Source organism: Deltaproteobacteria bacterium, assembly GCA_016177765.1.
Lineage (GTDB): Bacteria > UBA10199 > UBA10199 > JACPAL01 > JACOUP01 > JACOUP01.
This window is the reverse complement of record JACOUP010000001.1, coordinates 104,199-118,650: the sequence shown is the minus strand read 5'-3', so window position 1 is coordinate 118,650 and position 14,452 is coordinate 104,199. Positions and strand designations below refer to the sequence as shown.

Annotated in this window: 17 protein-coding genes and 4 tRNA genes; 17 read left to right on the top strand and 4 right to left on the bottom strand. The window is 52.7% G+C overall.

The window, feature by feature from the left end; translation table 11 throughout:
* Positions 1-22 precede the first annotated feature (22 nt).
* The 12 genes from HYS22_00575 (at position 23) to HYS22_00520 (ending at position 7,877) form a co-directional block, all read left to right on the top strand.
* Positions 23-535, top strand: coding sequence for a translation initiation factor IF-3 (locus HYS22_00575; GenBank protein MBI1908652.1), 513 nt, complete (start codon positions 23-25; stop codon positions 533-535).
* A 13-nt stretch (positions 536-548) separates the two neighbouring features.
* Positions 549-746 carry a 50S ribosomal protein L35 gene (rpmI, locus tag HYS22_00570; GenBank protein MBI1908651.1) on the top strand — a complete coding sequence of 66 codons (198 nt, stop codon included), beginning with the start codon at positions 549-551 and terminating at the stop codon, positions 744-746.
* A 14-nt stretch (positions 747-760) separates the two neighbouring features.
* Complete coding sequence (rplT, locus tag HYS22_00565) at positions 761-1,111, top strand: 50S ribosomal protein L20 (protein ID MBI1908650.1); 351 nt, start codon at positions 761-763, stop codon at positions 1,109-1,111.
* Entirely contained in the window at positions 1,112-2,224 is a 1,113-nt protein-coding gene (gene pheS / locus HYS22_00560) for a phenylalanine--tRNA ligase subunit alpha (GenBank protein ID MBI1908649.1), read from the top strand. It begins immediately after the preceding gene.
* Positions 2,224-4,299, top strand: coding sequence for a phenylalanine--tRNA ligase subunit beta (locus HYS22_00555; protein MBI1908648.1), 2,076 nt, complete (start codon positions 2,224-2,226; stop codon positions 4,297-4,299). The genes pheS and HYS22_00555 overlap by 1 nt, the downstream gene beginning before the upstream one ends.
* 38 nt (positions 4,300-4,337) lie before the next feature.
* Positions 4,338-4,619: an integration host factor subunit alpha gene (locus HYS22_00550; GenBank protein MBI1908647.1), complete on the top strand. Its 282-nt coding sequence runs from the start codon at positions 4,338-4,340 to the stop codon at positions 4,617-4,619.
* A gap of 18 nt (positions 4,620-4,637) precedes the next feature.
* Positions 4,638-4,988, top strand: a complete 351-nt coding sequence (locus HYS22_00545) for a MerR family transcriptional regulator (protein MBI1908646.1) — start codon at positions 4,638-4,640, stop codon at positions 4,986-4,988.
* Positions 4,989-5,074: 86 nt separating this feature from the next.
* Positions 5,075-5,148: transfer RNA gene (locus HYS22_00540), tRNA-Pro, on the top strand.
* A gap of 3 nt (positions 5,149-5,151) precedes the next feature.
* Positions 5,152-5,910 carry a 5'/3'-nucleotidase SurE gene (gene surE / locus HYS22_00535; GenBank protein ID MBI1908645.1) on the top strand — a complete coding sequence of 253 codons (759 nt, stop codon included), beginning with the start codon at positions 5,152-5,154 and terminating at the stop codon, positions 5,908-5,910.
* A gap of 5 nt (positions 5,911-5,915) precedes the next feature.
* Positions 5,916-6,557, top strand: a complete 642-nt coding sequence (locus HYS22_00530) for a protein-L-isoaspartate(D-aspartate) O-methyltransferase (GenBank protein MBI1908644.1) — start codon at positions 5,916-5,918, stop codon at positions 6,555-6,557.
* Positions 6,558-6,600: 43 nt separating this feature from the next.
* A complete protein-coding gene (locus tag HYS22_00525; protein MBI1908643.1) occupies positions 6,601-7,221 on the top strand; it encodes a peptidoglycan DD-metalloendopeptidase family protein in 621 nt (206 codons plus the stop codon).
* 131 nt (positions 7,222-7,352) lie between these two features.
* Entirely contained in the window at positions 7,353-7,877 is a 525-nt protein-coding gene (locus HYS22_00520) for an adenine phosphoribosyltransferase (protein ID MBI1908642.1), read from the top strand.
* A 40-nt stretch (positions 7,878-7,917) separates the two neighbouring features.
* On the opposite strand, the gene HYS22_00515 is transcribed toward HYS22_00520, so the two are convergent.
* From HYS22_00515 to HYS22_00500, 4 genes are all read right to left on the bottom strand, one after another.
* Positions 7,918-8,991 (bottom strand): hypothetical protein, encoded by a 1,074-nt coding sequence (locus HYS22_00515; GenBank protein ID MBI1908641.1) that lies wholly within the window; start codon positions 8,989-8,991, stop codon positions 7,918-7,920.
* Positions 8,992-9,075: 84 nt separating this feature from the next.
* Positions 9,076-9,150 (bottom strand) — tRNA-Arg (locus HYS22_00510).
* 129 nt (positions 9,151-9,279) lie between these two features.
* Positions 9,280-9,351: transfer RNA gene (locus tag HYS22_00505), tRNA-Arg, on the bottom strand.
* A gap of 57 nt (positions 9,352-9,408) precedes the next feature.
* Positions 9,409-9,894 (bottom strand): nucleoside deaminase, encoded by a 486-nt coding sequence (locus tag HYS22_00500; GenBank protein MBI1908640.1) that lies wholly within the window; start codon positions 9,892-9,894, stop codon positions 9,409-9,411.
* A gap of 185 nt (positions 9,895-10,079) precedes the next feature.
* Here HYS22_00500 and HYS22_00495 point away from each other — a divergent pair.
* The 5 genes from HYS22_00495 (at position 10,080) to aroA (ending at position 14,376) form a co-directional block, all read left to right on the top strand.
* Positions 10,080-10,151: transfer RNA gene (locus tag HYS22_00495), tRNA-Gly, on the top strand.
* A 19-nt stretch (positions 10,152-10,170) separates the two neighbouring features.
* Positions 10,171-10,836, top strand: a complete 666-nt coding sequence (locus HYS22_00490; GenBank protein MBI1908639.1) for a DedA family protein — start codon at positions 10,171-10,173, stop codon at positions 10,834-10,836.
* Positions 10,837-10,917: 81 nt separating this feature from the next.
* A complete protein-coding gene (pheA, locus tag HYS22_00485; protein ID MBI1908638.1) occupies positions 10,918-12,018 on the top strand; it encodes a prephenate dehydratase in 1,101 nt (366 codons plus the stop codon).
* Between the two features lie 19 nt (positions 12,019-12,037).
* Positions 12,038-13,045: a prephenate dehydrogenase/arogenate dehydrogenase family protein gene (locus tag HYS22_00480; protein ID MBI1908637.1), complete on the top strand. Its 1,008-nt coding sequence runs from the start codon at positions 12,038-12,040 to the stop codon at positions 13,043-13,045.
* Positions 13,042-14,376 carry a 3-phosphoshikimate 1-carboxyvinyltransferase gene (aroA, locus tag HYS22_00475; protein MBI1908636.1) on the top strand — a complete coding sequence of 445 codons (1,335 nt, stop codon included), beginning with the start codon at positions 13,042-13,044 and terminating at the stop codon, positions 14,374-14,376. Before HYS22_00480 ends, aroA begins: the two co-directional genes overlap by 4 nt.
* The last annotated feature ends 76 nt before the right edge of the window (positions 14,377-14,452 follow it).

Here is a 14,452-nt window from a genome sequence, read left to right as displayed (position 1 = left end):
TTGAAACCAAGGAGGTGATTATATCCGAGAGTTAAGAATCAACCAACGTATTCGAGCAAAAGAAGTTCGTGTTGTGGATGAAGATGGAAAACTGATTGGGGTTTTGGGTGTCCCTGAGGCGCTCCGGTTGGCGACGGACCAGGGACTGGATTTGGTGGAAATTTCTCCAAGTGCCGTTCCCCCGGTCTGTAAAATTATTGATTATGGAAAATTCAAGTACCGTTTGAAAAAAAAGGAACAGGAGGCCAAGAAGCATCAGGTGGTTGTTCATTTGAAGGAAGTCAAGATGCGGCCGGTAACGGACGAGCATGATTTCCAGTTCAAGATGCGCCACATCAAGCGTTTCCTGAAGGAAGGGAATAAGGCGAAGGTGACCGTTGTTTTCAAGGGACGGGAGATTACCTACACCTCCCATGGGCGTGTTCTGATGCAAAGGATTATGACCGAGATAGGGCCGGAGGCCAAGATTGAAGTCCCTCCCAAAATGGATGGGCGGGCCTTAATCATGATTTTAGCCCCGGGGGGTCACGTATAAAAAAGGAGAAGCAATGCCGAAACTAAAAACAAATAAGGGGGCGAAGAAAAGATTTCGCTTCACCAAGAGCGGCAAGATCAAAAGGAAAAAAGCCTTCTTGAGGCATATCCTCACTTCCAAGAGGAAGGGGAGAAAACGGCATCTCAAGCAGGGGGCGCTTGTGGCCAAGAGTGATGTCAGGGCGATCAGGCAGTTGTTACCGTACGGTTAAAAAAGGAGAGAACTATGGCACGAGCAAAAAGGGGTTTTAAGGCAAGACGGCGTCGGAACAAGATCCTCAAAAGGGCCAAGGGCTTTCGGGGAGGTCAGGGGAGATTGATCCGGACCGCTTCCGAAAAGGTCAAAAGGGCCTTGGCCTATGCCACGCGTGACCGCAAGGTCCGTAAGCGGGATTTCCGGAGTCTCTGGATCACCCGAATCGGGGCGGCGGCTCGCGAGCACGGTTTTTCCTACTCGCAATTGATGGGAAGGCTTAAAAAAGCCAATGTTGCTCTTGATCGGAAGATGCTTTCGGATCTGGCGATTGGCGACCCGGCAGGATTTGCCAGGGTGGTAGAAATAGCGAAGGCCGCTTAAATGAGTTCTCTGATTACAGAGATTGAGGATCTTGGGAAAAGATTTGCGGAGGAGATTGTTTCCTTGCGCCATCCGAACGAGATCCTCCAGGTCAAGGCGAATTACCTTGGCAAGAAGGGGCATCTTTCCTCCATTCTCAGACGGATGGGGGAGATGACCAATGAAGAGCGTCCGAAGGTGGGACAGATGGCCAACAGTCTCAAGGGGAAAATTGAGGAAGAGTGTCGTCGTCTCCTCGATCAGCTCAAGGGACAGCTCCTTGATCGTAAAACAGAAGGGGAACGGGCCGATATTACCTTGCCCGGCAGGGGACTGCCCAGGGGTCATCTCCATCCCGTGCGTCAGGTGATGGAAGAGGTGGAGGAGATCTTTGTCGGGATCGGTTTTCAGGTGCATGAAGGACCGGAGGTGGAGAGTGATTATTACAATTTTGAGGCGCTGAATATCCCTGCCGATCATCCGGCGCGGGATATGCAAGATACCTTCTATGTAGGGGCCCCCCTCACCCGGCCTTCGGCCACCCTCTCCCTCGAGGGGAGAGGGACAAAGGGAGAGGGTGATCACGGATCACCCTACTTACTCCGAACCCACACCTCTCCGGTGCAGATCCATGTGATGGAAAGGCAAAAACCGCCGATCCAGATGATTGCGCCGGGGGCGGTCTATCGCCGGGATTCGGATGCCTCCCACACGCCGATGTTTCACCAGGTTGAGGGTCTGTTGGTCGATCAAGGGGTCCGTTTTTCGGATCTCAAAGGGATCCTCACACTTTTTCTGAATGAATTTTTTGGCCGTTCGGTCCGGCTGAGATTCCGGCCTAGCTATTTCCCCTTCACGGAACCCTCAGCGGAGGTGGATATCGGCTGTATTTTTTGTAGAGGCGGACAGAGGTCCGCCCGTACCTGTAAGGTTTGCAAGAAAAGTGGGTGGTTGGAGGTGATGGGTTGCGGGATGGTCTCTCCCGCCGTATTTCGCAGGGTGGGGTATGACCTGAAGAAGATCAGTGGTTTCGCCTTCGGGATGGGGATTGAGCGGATGGCGATGTTGAAACTGGGGATCAATGATATCCGGCTCTTTTTTGAAAACGATATCCGCTTTTTGAGGCAGTTTTAATGAAAATACCCTATAGCTGGCTCAAAGAATTTGTCCCTTCACTGCGCTGGAATCCGGCACAGGTGTCGGAAAGATTGACCGCTACCGGTTTTGAAATTGAATCTCTGGAGAAAATCGGTGAAGAGACGATTCTTGAAATAGCGATCACCCCCAATCGGGGGGACTGCCTCTCTATTTTGGGGATTGCGCGTGAAGTTGCGGCGGTAACCGGGGTCCCGCTGAAGAGGGTAGGGGCGGTCCCGCGTGGCCGCCCTTCTTGTCAGGGCAGACACATGGGTCTGCCCTTACAACTCCGTGTTCTCGCCAAGAAAGATTGTCCGCGGTATGCCTATGCCGTTCTCGAAAAGGTGCGGATAGCCCCGAGTCCTTCCTGGCTCAAGGATCGATTGGCCCTGGTCGGGATACGGTCGATCAACAATGTTGTCGATGCCACCAACTATGTTTTAATGGAAAGGGGTCAACCCCTGCATGCCTTTGACTATCATAAGATCCGTGGGCAGACTATTATTGTGAGGCATGCTGTTGGCGGTGAAGCGATCCTCACACTGGACAACCAGACGAGAGAACTCTTTGGCGAGGATCTTGTCATTGCGGACAAGGAAGGGGCGATGGCGATCGCCGGGGTGATGGGAGGTCAGGAATCTTCCGTGACCGAGGCGACGACAACGATTGTCCTGGAAAGCGCCTTTTTTAATCCTTCCACTGTCCGTCGGGCCAGCCGTCGGTTGGGTTTGATCAGCGATTCCTCCACTCGGTTTGAAAGAGGGGTTGATTTTGAAGGGATCCCGCTTGCCCTGACTCGTGTTGTCCAGCTGATTGGTGCGATCGGGGGAGGGGGGGTTCTTGCGGGTGCCGGGGAGGTCAAAAATCAGAAAAGGCGATCTCGTGTTATTTCCCTGACGCCGGAAAGGGTGAATCGTTATTTGGGGACCGACTTGAAACCAGCCTCTATCAGGCAATCACTGTCCGCTCTCGGTTTAGTTTGTAAGGGCGTGATTAATCGCGCCCCTACTTTCCAAGTCCCTTCCTACCGTTCGGATCTGACCGAGGATACCGATCTCATTGAAGAACTGGCCCGTTTTCATGGCTATGAAAAAATCCCGACAACGCTTCCGGTCTTAAAACCTCAGAAGAGAAATCTTCTCTCCGTGCGGCCTGCTGAAAAGGAAATCCGTCAATTACTCAAAAACCTTGGATTCTCAGAGGCGGTTTCTTTCAGTTTTGTCTCTCCTCTCCTCCTTCGGCGGTTTAATCCGGGGCTTCCGGCAAAGGCGGTTTCTATTGCCAATCCGATCAGCCAGGAAGACTCGCTCCTTCGCCCGATGCTAACCCCTCAAATTGTAGAGGCCTTGGTGTACAACCAGAGCCACCAAAATAGTGAGCTTCGACTCTTTGAGTGCCAGAAGGTTTTTTCTCAAGAGGGGGAAAAAGTGGTGGAGACCAGACGGGTGGCGGGGATTCTTTCCGGTCCGCGGATGCCTGTCGAGATTGAGGGAGAAAAACAAAGGGTCGATTTCAGAGAACTCAAAGGGGTTGTCGAGTCGCTCCTGAAAACCATCGGGGCGCCCGATGTTTCCTATGAACAGGGGACTCAATCTTTTCTCCATCCCGGAAAATCTGCCGACTTGAGGTTAAAGGATCAAACGATCGGTTTTTTGGGGGCCCTCCATCCTTTGACGATTGCTGAGATGGGGATACGGTTTGAGCCGTATCTTTTTGAATTTGATCTTGACCCTCTGGTGGCCGCAATTCCTGCAAGGAGGCTGTTTCAGGAGGTTTCCCGCTTCCCCTGGGTTGAAAGGGATATCTGTCTTCTGGTGGATCGGACCCTCCCGGCACTGGAGATTCAAAAGGCCCTGGAGACAACCGCCTGTCCCCTGGAAGAGGTTACCCTTTTTGATCTGTATCAGGGGAAGGGGATGGGTGAATCACCCGTTCCTGAGGGGAAAAAGTCTCTGGCCTACCGGGTGCGGTATTTGGCCAAAGACCGAACGTTGACGGATGAAGAGGTAAACCGGTTTCATCAACAGGTGATCGATCGGGCCAGAAACAAATTGGGTGCGGAGATTCGTTAACTGCTAAACAAAAGGGCGATTCGCCCAAGGAGGGGACTATGACCAAGGCTGAAATCATCGAGTCGATCTATTCCAAGATCGGCTTTTCGAAAAAAGAGTCGGCTGAGATTGTCGAAATGGTATTCGATACGATCAAGGAAACCTTGGAGAAAGGGGAAAAAATCAAGATTTCCGGCTTCGGCAATTTTGTCGTCCGGCAGAAGAGGCCTCGGGTCGGACGAAATCCGCAGACCGGTGAGGAGATTGAGATTTCAGCCAGGAGAGTTCTGACCTTCCGGCCGAGCCAGGTGTTGAAATCAGCATTGAACCACAAGTCATAACCGGGGAGAGGAAAAACTATGCGACAGGTAAAGATTCCGGACAAGCTCTACTTCAAGATTGGAGAAGTGGCCAAGATCTTCAGTCTTGAACCGTATGTTCTCCGTTACTGGGAGACGGAGTTCAAGGAGATTGAGCCGATCAAATCACGGGCCGGCCAGCGGCTTTACCGCAAGAAGGATGTGGAGACGGTTTCAACGATCCGTCGTCTTCTTTACGATGAAGGGTTTACCATCGAGGGGGCGAGGAGGAGGATTCGTGAGCTGGCTAAACAGCCCCAGATGCACATCGATTTTGCGGATGGGGTTAGCAAAAAGACCCTTGAGAAGGTCCGGAGCGAATTGGAAGAGCTGGCAAAGATTTTGAGGTAATATTTGTGGTACGGGGCCCCCTACGCTAAAGCTTCGGGGATCCTCGAAATGAAACGACTTTTCCCAAAAGAAAAATCGTTTCATTTCGGGACGTAGCGCAGCCTGGTAGCGCACACGCTTGGGGTGCGTGTGGTCGCGGGTTCAAATCCCGCCGTCCCGACATTTGCTGATCCTTCTCTCCAATGATGACGGCATCCATGCCGAAGGACTCAAGGTCCTGGCGAAGGAACTCTCGTCCGTGGCGCGTGTGGTGATTGCGGCGCCGGATGGTGAACAGAGTGCCTCCAGTCATTCAATCACATTGCATCGGCCCTTGCGTGTGGTGAGGATGGCCAGGGATCTTTATGCCATCAACGGGACGCCCACCGATTGTGTGACTCTGGGGGTTCATGAGATTCTCAAAGGGAAGGGCGGTTCACCCAAGAAACCGGATCTCATTATTTCCGGAATTAACTGTGGGGCCAATCTCGGGGATGATGTCCATTATTCCGGAACCGTTTCAGCCGCCATGGAAGGGGCCCTACTGGGGATTCCGTCTGCCGCTTTCTCGCTGGTCACCTTGGGTGAAAAGAAAAATTATTTTAGGACCGCCTCCCGTTTTGCCCTCAAGCTCGCCCGGAGACTCACCCGTTATCATCTACCACGGGGGATCATGCTCAACGTGAATGTTCCCAATCGCCCCTCGGCCTCCGCGGCCCGGATCACCAAGCTCGGGAAAAGAAACTACGGCGAGATTATCTTTGAAAAAATCGATCCGCGCGGTAAAAAATACTACTGGATCGGCGGCAACGAGAAAAGTTTTGTTAACATTCCAGGGTCTGACTGCAATGCGATTCAGGCCGGCCATATCTCCATCACTCCCCTGCAGGTGGATATGACTCATTATCCACTCTTTGAAGAACTAAGGGGCCTCAGGTTTTGACAAAGATCGCCTACCATGTTGCCCGCCGCAAGATGGTTGAGGAGCAGTTGATCGCCAGGGGAATTCGCGACCCACGGGTGCTGGAAATTATGGGGACGATCCCTCGGCACGAATTTGTCCAGGAGGCGCTCATCCCCCAGGCCTACAACGATCACCCGCTCAATATCGGCCATCACCAAACTATTTCGCAGCCGTACATTGTTGGGCTGATGACGGAGAGCCTCGCTCTGAAAGGGGACGAGAAGGTTCTGGAGATCGGGACCGGTTGTGGGTACCAAACGGCGATTCTGGCGGCCCTGGCCGGGAAAGTTTACTCCATGGAGAGGATTACACCTCTCTCCAACAAGGCACGCCAACTCCTCCACCGAATGGGGTACCAGAACATTACCCTTCGCGGGGGGGATGGTTCGGAGGGGTGGGCCGACGAGGCCCCCTTTGACGGCATCCTGGTCACGGCCGCTTCTCCCCAGATTCCGCAATCTCTCGTGGAACAACTCGCCTTCCGGGGGCGGTTGATCATCCCGCTTGGCAATGAAGAGAGTCAGGAACTTTCTTTGCTTGAAAAGACAAAGGAGGGTGTTCAACAACGGTCACTCGGGAGGTGTCGGTTTGTCAAACTTATCGGCCAGCATGGATTCCCGCCTTAGGTCGGTTTTATTGGCGGTCTTTGCAGGACTCTTGTGCCTGGGTATGGCCGGGTGTGCCAAGGTTTATGTCCGGACAGGGTTATACTACCGGATGCAATCGGGTGATTCTCTGACCTCCCTGGCTCGCACTTATGGGGTCACCGTTCAGGAACTGGCGGAAATTAACGATATTGAGGATTCCAAGGATCTCAAACCGGGGGACCGCGTTTTTATCCCGACGAGGGCCAGAAAAACAAAAACGGTCAAACCGCTTGCCAAGGGGGTTGCCGAAGAAAAGATCGTGTTTGATCGGGGCCGTTTTGCCTGGCCGATTCATGGCCGGCTGACCAGCCGGTTTGGGATGAGGAACGGGACCCGTCATGATGGGATCGATATCGCCTCCCCCCACGGGACCCCTATCCATGCCGCCTCTGCGGGGCAGGTGGTCTATAGTCAGCGGCTCCGAGGGTATGGCCATCTGATCCTGGTCAAACATAAGGACGGTTTTTTTACTGCGTATGCCCACCTTTCCCAGTATTTGGTGAAAAAGGGGAAAAGGGTCAAGAAAGGGCAGGTGATCGGCAAGGTGGGGGCGACCGGGAGGGCGACCGGCCCGCATCTACACTTTGAAGTCCGTAAAGGGAGGGTGGCCAGAAATCCCCTTTTCTTTTTGCCCAAGCTGTAATAGAGGTTTTTTAATTTATAGTATTTTAACTTTTGGTTAGTAATATTTGAGTTAAAAACTATAAGTATTTCTAACTTTTTATCCGCACTATAGTACGAATAAAAAGTTGAAATACTATAAGGAGAAAGAAAATGACGACACCGATCGACCTCAAATCCAAAATCCGCGATGTTCCGGACTTTCCCAAACCAGGAATCGTTTTTAAGGATATCACGCCGCTTTTGGCGGATGTGACCGCCTTTCAGCAGGTGATCGACACCTTGGCCAAGCGGTATGCCACCCGACAGATCGATTACTGTGTCGGGATTGAATCGCGTGGTTTTATCTTTGCTGCCGCCTTGGCCTATCGGATTGATGCCGGCTTTGTCCCGGTCCGGAAGAAGGGAAAACTTCCCTTCAAGACGGAAAGTGTCGAGTATGCCCTGGAGTACGGAACGGATAAAATCGAGATGCACCGGGATGCGGTCTCCAAGGGGAGCCGGGTGCTGGTAGTCGATGACGTCCTCGCCACCGGCGGGACGGCCAGCGCGACCTGCCAGCTCATTGAAAAATGTGGCGGGACGGTTGTGGAATCCGCCTTTGTGATCGAACTGGGGTTTCTGAAAGGCCGTGAAAAACTAAAAAGGCGGGAGATCTTTTCCCTGATACGGTACTGAAATTTCTTTATTGTGTCATACACAATAAGACACTGGAAGATTAGTTGTACGTGACAGTGGCGGTTGGTGCCAATGGCGCCCATGCTTCGCCCGCGGCGGTGGCCTCGCCTCCGGTGTCAGGATAGAAACCGGGAAAGCTCGCGTTACTGCCGAACGGAGCGAAATCTTCATAAAAGAACGTATCTGCCGTGGAAAATGTCACAGTGACAGTTGTGAGATTGGTTATCGTCGTGGGATCGGGTATGACCAATTCCTTACCGGTATCAAAGTCATATGTGGCAATATAAATATCTTGATTTGCCCCTTGCGTCAACGTTGCGGTGTTCCAGAAAGAATTGTCTCCAAAAAATCCTCTGTCATGAGTGGTTTCCGGATCAGAAGTGGCCGCGCCACCCATGACAGTCGGCCGCGTCTTCATGAGGTTTGCTGTTGTCCATGTGTAGTCAATCCAGCCTTCTTCTACTCCGTCATCGCCAACAAGCGTGACATCCCCCTGATGATGCCCTCCCAAGCCTATCCGGTCCGCCGCCTCTGCGGCAAAGTCGTCGTCACTCATATAGATGCGAACATTTTGCGTAACGCCAGCCACCGGAAACGTCATCTGAAAATAATATAACTCGGCCTCGATTTCGGTGTATGTGCCGGCTGTTAGATCTCCCGGTGCGATCGTGATAACGCTTTTAGATGAATCGGTGGATGTAAATTCCACCACCTCCGACTTTGCAAGTGTGCCGGTGTCGGCTATCAGATTTATATCCGTCCCGCCGGTTTGAGCTTTTAATACCACTTTCTTAAATGCCAGCGAATATTTGGTGGGAGTGACGTGGGCAACGACTCCAAGGTCGCCATCGCAATCGAGACCGTCTGCAAGGGAAGGATCGTCCTGTGTGATCGCCGCACCCAGCTCCGTTTTCAGTTCGGCGCATGTTTTGGTCGTGGTTGCCACTTTTGCCAGAAACTTGGATAGCGATGCCGATGCCGAGGCGCTGAAGTTCGCGGCTGTCTTAAAACTAATGCCAGTTGAGGCAGTCGTTCCGTTTCCTCCGCAGGAATTATAGAGTGTGGCACTTGATAACAACGCTAGCCAAACGAATTTTTTGGAATAAATTTTCATACTCCCTCCCTAATTTAGTCCATAACACAATGTCCACTGAGGCATGCCACGTTGCTGGTTGTGTGTCTAGGATTTTTAAAATCATGGTGCCCCCTGCCGGAATCGAACCGGCATTTCGAGCTTCGGAGGCTCGCACTCTGTCCATTGAGCTAAGGGGGCTTGCTCAGACATCGCAAAAGGCCTCAGATACGAGGCAGGTTCCCGAGACGCGACGCAGGCGTACTGGAAGGTACGTCGAGGAGCCGCCGAGGGGACCAACGAAGTAGATGGACCTTTTGCGATGTCTAATGCCCCCGGGCAGAATCGAACTGCCATCTTTGCCTTAGGAGTGCACTGCTCTGTCCATTGAGCTACAGGGGCCGGCAAACGGGGTTAACTTATATTCCTTGTGGAAAAAGTCAATAAAAGAGGGTAAATCTAGTAAACTTTCCCACCAGCCTTTTTATAGACCAGGAATGGTTTAGCGGGATCGATGCCGGGAGGTATTTTGAGGGTGTAACGGATCCTTTTCTCTCTCAAGGCGGCCTTCCAGAGGGAGGGGCTGACGGGCCCTTCATCAAATCCAAAATTTTCCGCCCTTTTCTTGGACGAAGCGGCATAAATTTTCTTCAGTCCGGACCAATAAATCGCCCCAAAGCAGAGGATACAGGGGGCACTGCTGGTGTAGAGCCGATACCCTTTCAGATGATGAGTGTTCAACTTCCGGCAGGCTTGGCGGATAGCGACAATTTCTGCGTGGGCGGTCGGGTCTTTTTTCATCATCACCTGATTGACGCCGATCGCTACGATCTTTCCCTTGTCAGTGGTGACAATGGCGGCAAAGGGGCCACCCCCTCGCCGCGCGTTTTTGATGGCGAGTTGGACGGTCAAGGCCAGACGCTGATTGTTTTGAGTGGGTGTCATTATCGTCAAAAACCTGTTTCAAAACCTTAATCCGATTTCTAAACCGACAGAATGGAATTGACAAGAGGGGTATTGTAATTTTATTTCTCGCAACCTCTGCTCAGCATGCGGGAGTCCTACAAAGCGAAAAGCAGGACCCCCGCTTGTAATCACAGAGTCTGCATGAAGCAGCCTCTGCTCAACATGCGGGAGTAGCTCAGGGGTAGAGCGTCACGTTGCCAACGTGAAAGTCGCGGGTTCAAATCCCGTCTCCCGCTTATTTTAGACGCTCCGATTATGGAAGCCTTCTGGGAATTCCTGGCGAGTGCCGTCGGCTTTTTCTGGCATCTGGACCTTTATCTGAATGAAGGGGTCGCCTTTTTTGGCCCCTGGATCTACCTCTTGCTCTTCCTCATTGTCTTTTGTGAGACCGGTCTGGTGGTGACGCCGTTCCTTCCGGGGGATTCCCTCCTTTTTGCCGTCGGCGCCCTGGCCGCCCTTGACCACTCTCCCCTCAATCTTTTCCTTCTTGCCGTTGTCCTTGTCAGTGCCGCCATCCTGGGGGACACTGTCAACTATACGGTGGGGTCCCGTATCGGGACGCGGGTTTTTCAGAGGGAAAGGGCGATTCGCCCAAGCCGCTGGTTGAACAGAAAGCACCTTATGGCGACACAGCTTTTTTACGAAAAACATGGTGGCAAGACGATTATTCTGGCCCGGTTTTTACCAATCATCCGGACCTTTGCCCCCTTTGTGGCCGGGGTTGGGAAAATGGAATACCGCCGGTTTGCCACCTTCAATGTCACGGGCGGGCTGTTTTGGGTCCTTTCCTTTTTGTTGGGGGGGTATTATTTTGGCAACATCCCTGTCATCCAACGGAACTTTGAATTTGTCGTGGTCGGGATCATCTTCGTTTCCTGCCTCCCACTCGTTATCCGGCTCCTCAAATCCTCCCTTGGGTGAATCACCCTTGGGTGACACACCCTGGGGGGTAGCCAAAAGACCTGTTGATTTTTCAAGGGTTTTCCTTTAGCTTACCCTTTCATGTCCAAAGAGAAACTGACTCGACTGCGCCGGGCGATTGACCGGATCGATCAAAAGATCCTTTCACTCCTCAACGACCGGGCCCGGATTGTTCAAAAAATAGGTTCCTTCAAGAAGGAAACCAGCGACGAGTTCTATTCCCCCAACCGGGAAAAAAAGATTTTGGAGAGACTCAAGAGTTTAAACAAGGGGCCTTTTCCGAATCATGCCGTTCCCGTCGTCTTTAAGGAGATTTTTTCCGCTTCCCTGGCGATGCAAGCCCCGATGAAGGTGGCCTACCTGGGTCCGGCGGCGACATTCACGCACGTGGCGGCGCTCCGGCATTTTGGACGGTCCGCCGAGTTGGTGCCCCAAGGCTCCATTGCCAAGGTTTTTGAGGAGGTTGAGCATTCAAGAGCCGAATTTGGCGTCGTGGGGATTGAAAATTCCACAGAGGGGGTTGTCGGCCAGACGCTTGACCAGTTTTTGAGTGCAACCCTCAAAATTTCTGCCGAGATTACCTTGCCGATTTCCCATCATCTAATGGCCAGGGCCAGTCTCCGTTCGGGAGAAATTCGCAGGATTTATTCTCATCCCCAGGCGGTCGGTCAGTGCCGGGAGTGGTTGGAGGAGAATTGTCCCGATGCCATGATTCGGGAAGTGGAAAGCACCGCCGCGGCGGCTCAAAGGGCGGCTGAAGAAAAAGGAAGCGCCGCTATCGCGAGCGAATATGCCGCGGAACTTTACAATCTTAAAATCCTCAAACGCTCTATCGAGGATCACCCCAATAATTTTACGCGCTTTCTGGTGATCGGGCGGAAGGTGATGTCTCCCTCCGGGCACGATAAAACATCGCTTCTTTTTTCTGTCAAGGACGAGCCCGGCATCCTCTACAAAATGCTGGAGCCGTTTTCCCGTGCCGGCATCAACCTGACCAAGATTGAATCCCGTCCCTTGGCTCGTTTGAAAAGCGGACGGTTGCCGCTCGGAAAATGGGAGTATATCTTCTTTCTGGATATCGAGGGACATCAGAAGGAAACAAAGATTCAAAAGGCGATCCGGGCCCTGGAGTTGAAATGTCACTTCTTAAAAGTTCTTGGTTCGTATCCCAAGAGTTCATAATCCAGGGAAAATATATTTTATGAATTTTCTTTTTAATAAAGTGGTTGTGGTCGGGCTCGGTCAGATTGGCGGATCGATCGCCTGGGCCTTGAAGAAGAATCGGGTCGCCCGTCAGGTCATTGGGCTTGATCGGGATGCCAAGACATTGAGGATTGCAAAAAGATTGGGGATGATTGATGCGAAGGTGGGTGGCGATGGGGAGTCCTGGGCCGAAAGCGAAGGCTTGGGTGTAACACCCTCAACCTTATGGCAGTGCCTGAGCACGAGGGACAGGGCGACCCGGAGCCAGGACCCACCTTCCAATCTCATTATTCTCGCCATCCCCGTCTCCGAAATCCGCCTCTTTTTTAAAAATCTGCGGAAGGTGAAAAACAAAATTTCCTGCAAAAAGGGGCTGATCTTCATGGATGTCGGGAGTACAAAAGAGACAATCGTCCGGGCGGCGGCCAAGGGGCTGCCGAAAAGGAGTTTTTACGTTGGGGCCCACCCGATTGCCGGGACGGAGAAGGTCGGGATTGGTGGGGCCGACCCAAAGCTCTTTAAAGGAAGGCGGTGTCTTCTGATGCCACTCCCAGGAACAGCCCGTGCCGTTCTCCATCGCATCGAAAAACTCTGGCGTCGTCTCGGGGCCACGGTTCAACCGATGAATCCAAAGAAACACGACCGGATCCTTTCCTTCACGAGCCATCTGCCCCATATGATCGCCTACAGTCTGTTGCCGGTGGTGACGCAATCAATCGGCGGTGTTAGTGAGGTCCGTCAATGGCTGGAAGGGTGTGCCACCCAAGGGTGTTCCACCCAAGGGTGCGCCACCCAAGGATCTCTTCGTGACGCCACCCGGGTGACTGCCAGCTCCCCGCAGATGTGGCGGGATATCTCGGTGGAAAACAGTGAAAACATTGTCCAGGCCGTAGAGGCCTTTCAAAAACAGTTGACCCTCCTCAAGAAGAAAATTCTTCGAAGAGAAGGGAAGGAGCTAGAGCGTACCTTTGCCTCCGTTAAAAAGTTGAAAGAGAAACTCTCATGAAGTCACTCATTATTTCGCCTCTTAGAAAACCAATGGCCGGGGTTGTTACGGTTCCCGGAGATAAATCGATCTCCCACCGGGCCCTCATCTTTGGCGCGATTGCCGAAGGGATCACGCAAATTACCGGGCTTTTGGAGGCGGACGATGTCATGAAAACAGTGGAGATCCTCAAAGAACTCGGGGTGACGATTACAAGACAGAGACCGGGACAATGGCGGGTCAAGGGGGTTGGGCTTCGCGGATTGAGGGCCCCCAAAAAGATTCTTTATTGCGGCAATTCAGGGACAACCCTTCGTTTGATGACCGGGTTGCTCTCCGGCCAACCTTTTCAATCGGTCCTGACGGGGGATGCCTCTCTGAATGCGCGGCCGATGGGAAGGGTTATTGAACCTCTTCAAAGGATGGGGGCCAGGATCGTTGAAGAAAAGAAAAATGATTTGCGGCTGATCCGAATCAAGGGATCTCCTTTAAAGGGGATCTCTTACACCCTGCCGGTTGCCTCGGCCCAACTCAAGTCCGCCATTCTGCTCGCCGGCCTTTGTGCGACAGGGCCGACAACGGTGATCGAACCGACGCCTAGCCGTGACCATACCGAAAGAATGCTCTCCGCCTTCGGACTCTCTTTGAAGAAAGAGGGAAAAAAAACAACACTCGTGGCGGGGCAGAAATTAAAGGGGATCCGGGTTTTGGTGCCAGGGGATCTCTCCTCGGCGGCATTTTTTGTCGTGGCCTCCCTCCTTCAATCGTTCAAGACAAAGAGTCTGACGATCCGCGGCGTCGGGATTAACCCGACCCGTACCGGTTTTCTGGATGTGATTAAAATCATGGGGGGGAGGATCCAGTTGGAGAAACAGAAGATTGTGGCGGGTGAGCCGATGGCTGATCTGAAGGTTTTCCCCTCAGTCCTTAAAGGGACAGCGATCAGGGGGGCCCTGATCCCCCGGTTGATCGACGAGATTCCGATCCTCGCCCTTGCGGCCCTGATGGCGAAAGGGGAAACAATCATTCAGGATGCGGCCGAATTGAGGGTGAAGGAGACGGACCGGATCAAGGCGATGGCCACCGAATTCTCAAGGGTGATTCACCCGAAGGCTGGCGGCGCCCTGAAAGAACTTGTCGACGGACTCAAAATCAGGGGGGAACGTCGTTTCAAGGGGAGACCGGTCAAGAGCTACGGGGATCACCGAATCGCCATGTCACTGACCATTGCCGGATTGTTGGGGGAGGGGATCATGCGGGTGCAGGATACCGATTGTATCGGGACTTCATTCCCCACATTTGTCCCCCTCCTGAGAAGGCTGACCGGTTCGGTCAGGGAAATTGGGGACTAGAGGGGTATGGTTCGACCTGCCTCACCATCTCCCTTGTTAAATAACCCTATGAAAAACCAAGAAAAACCTTTGACAA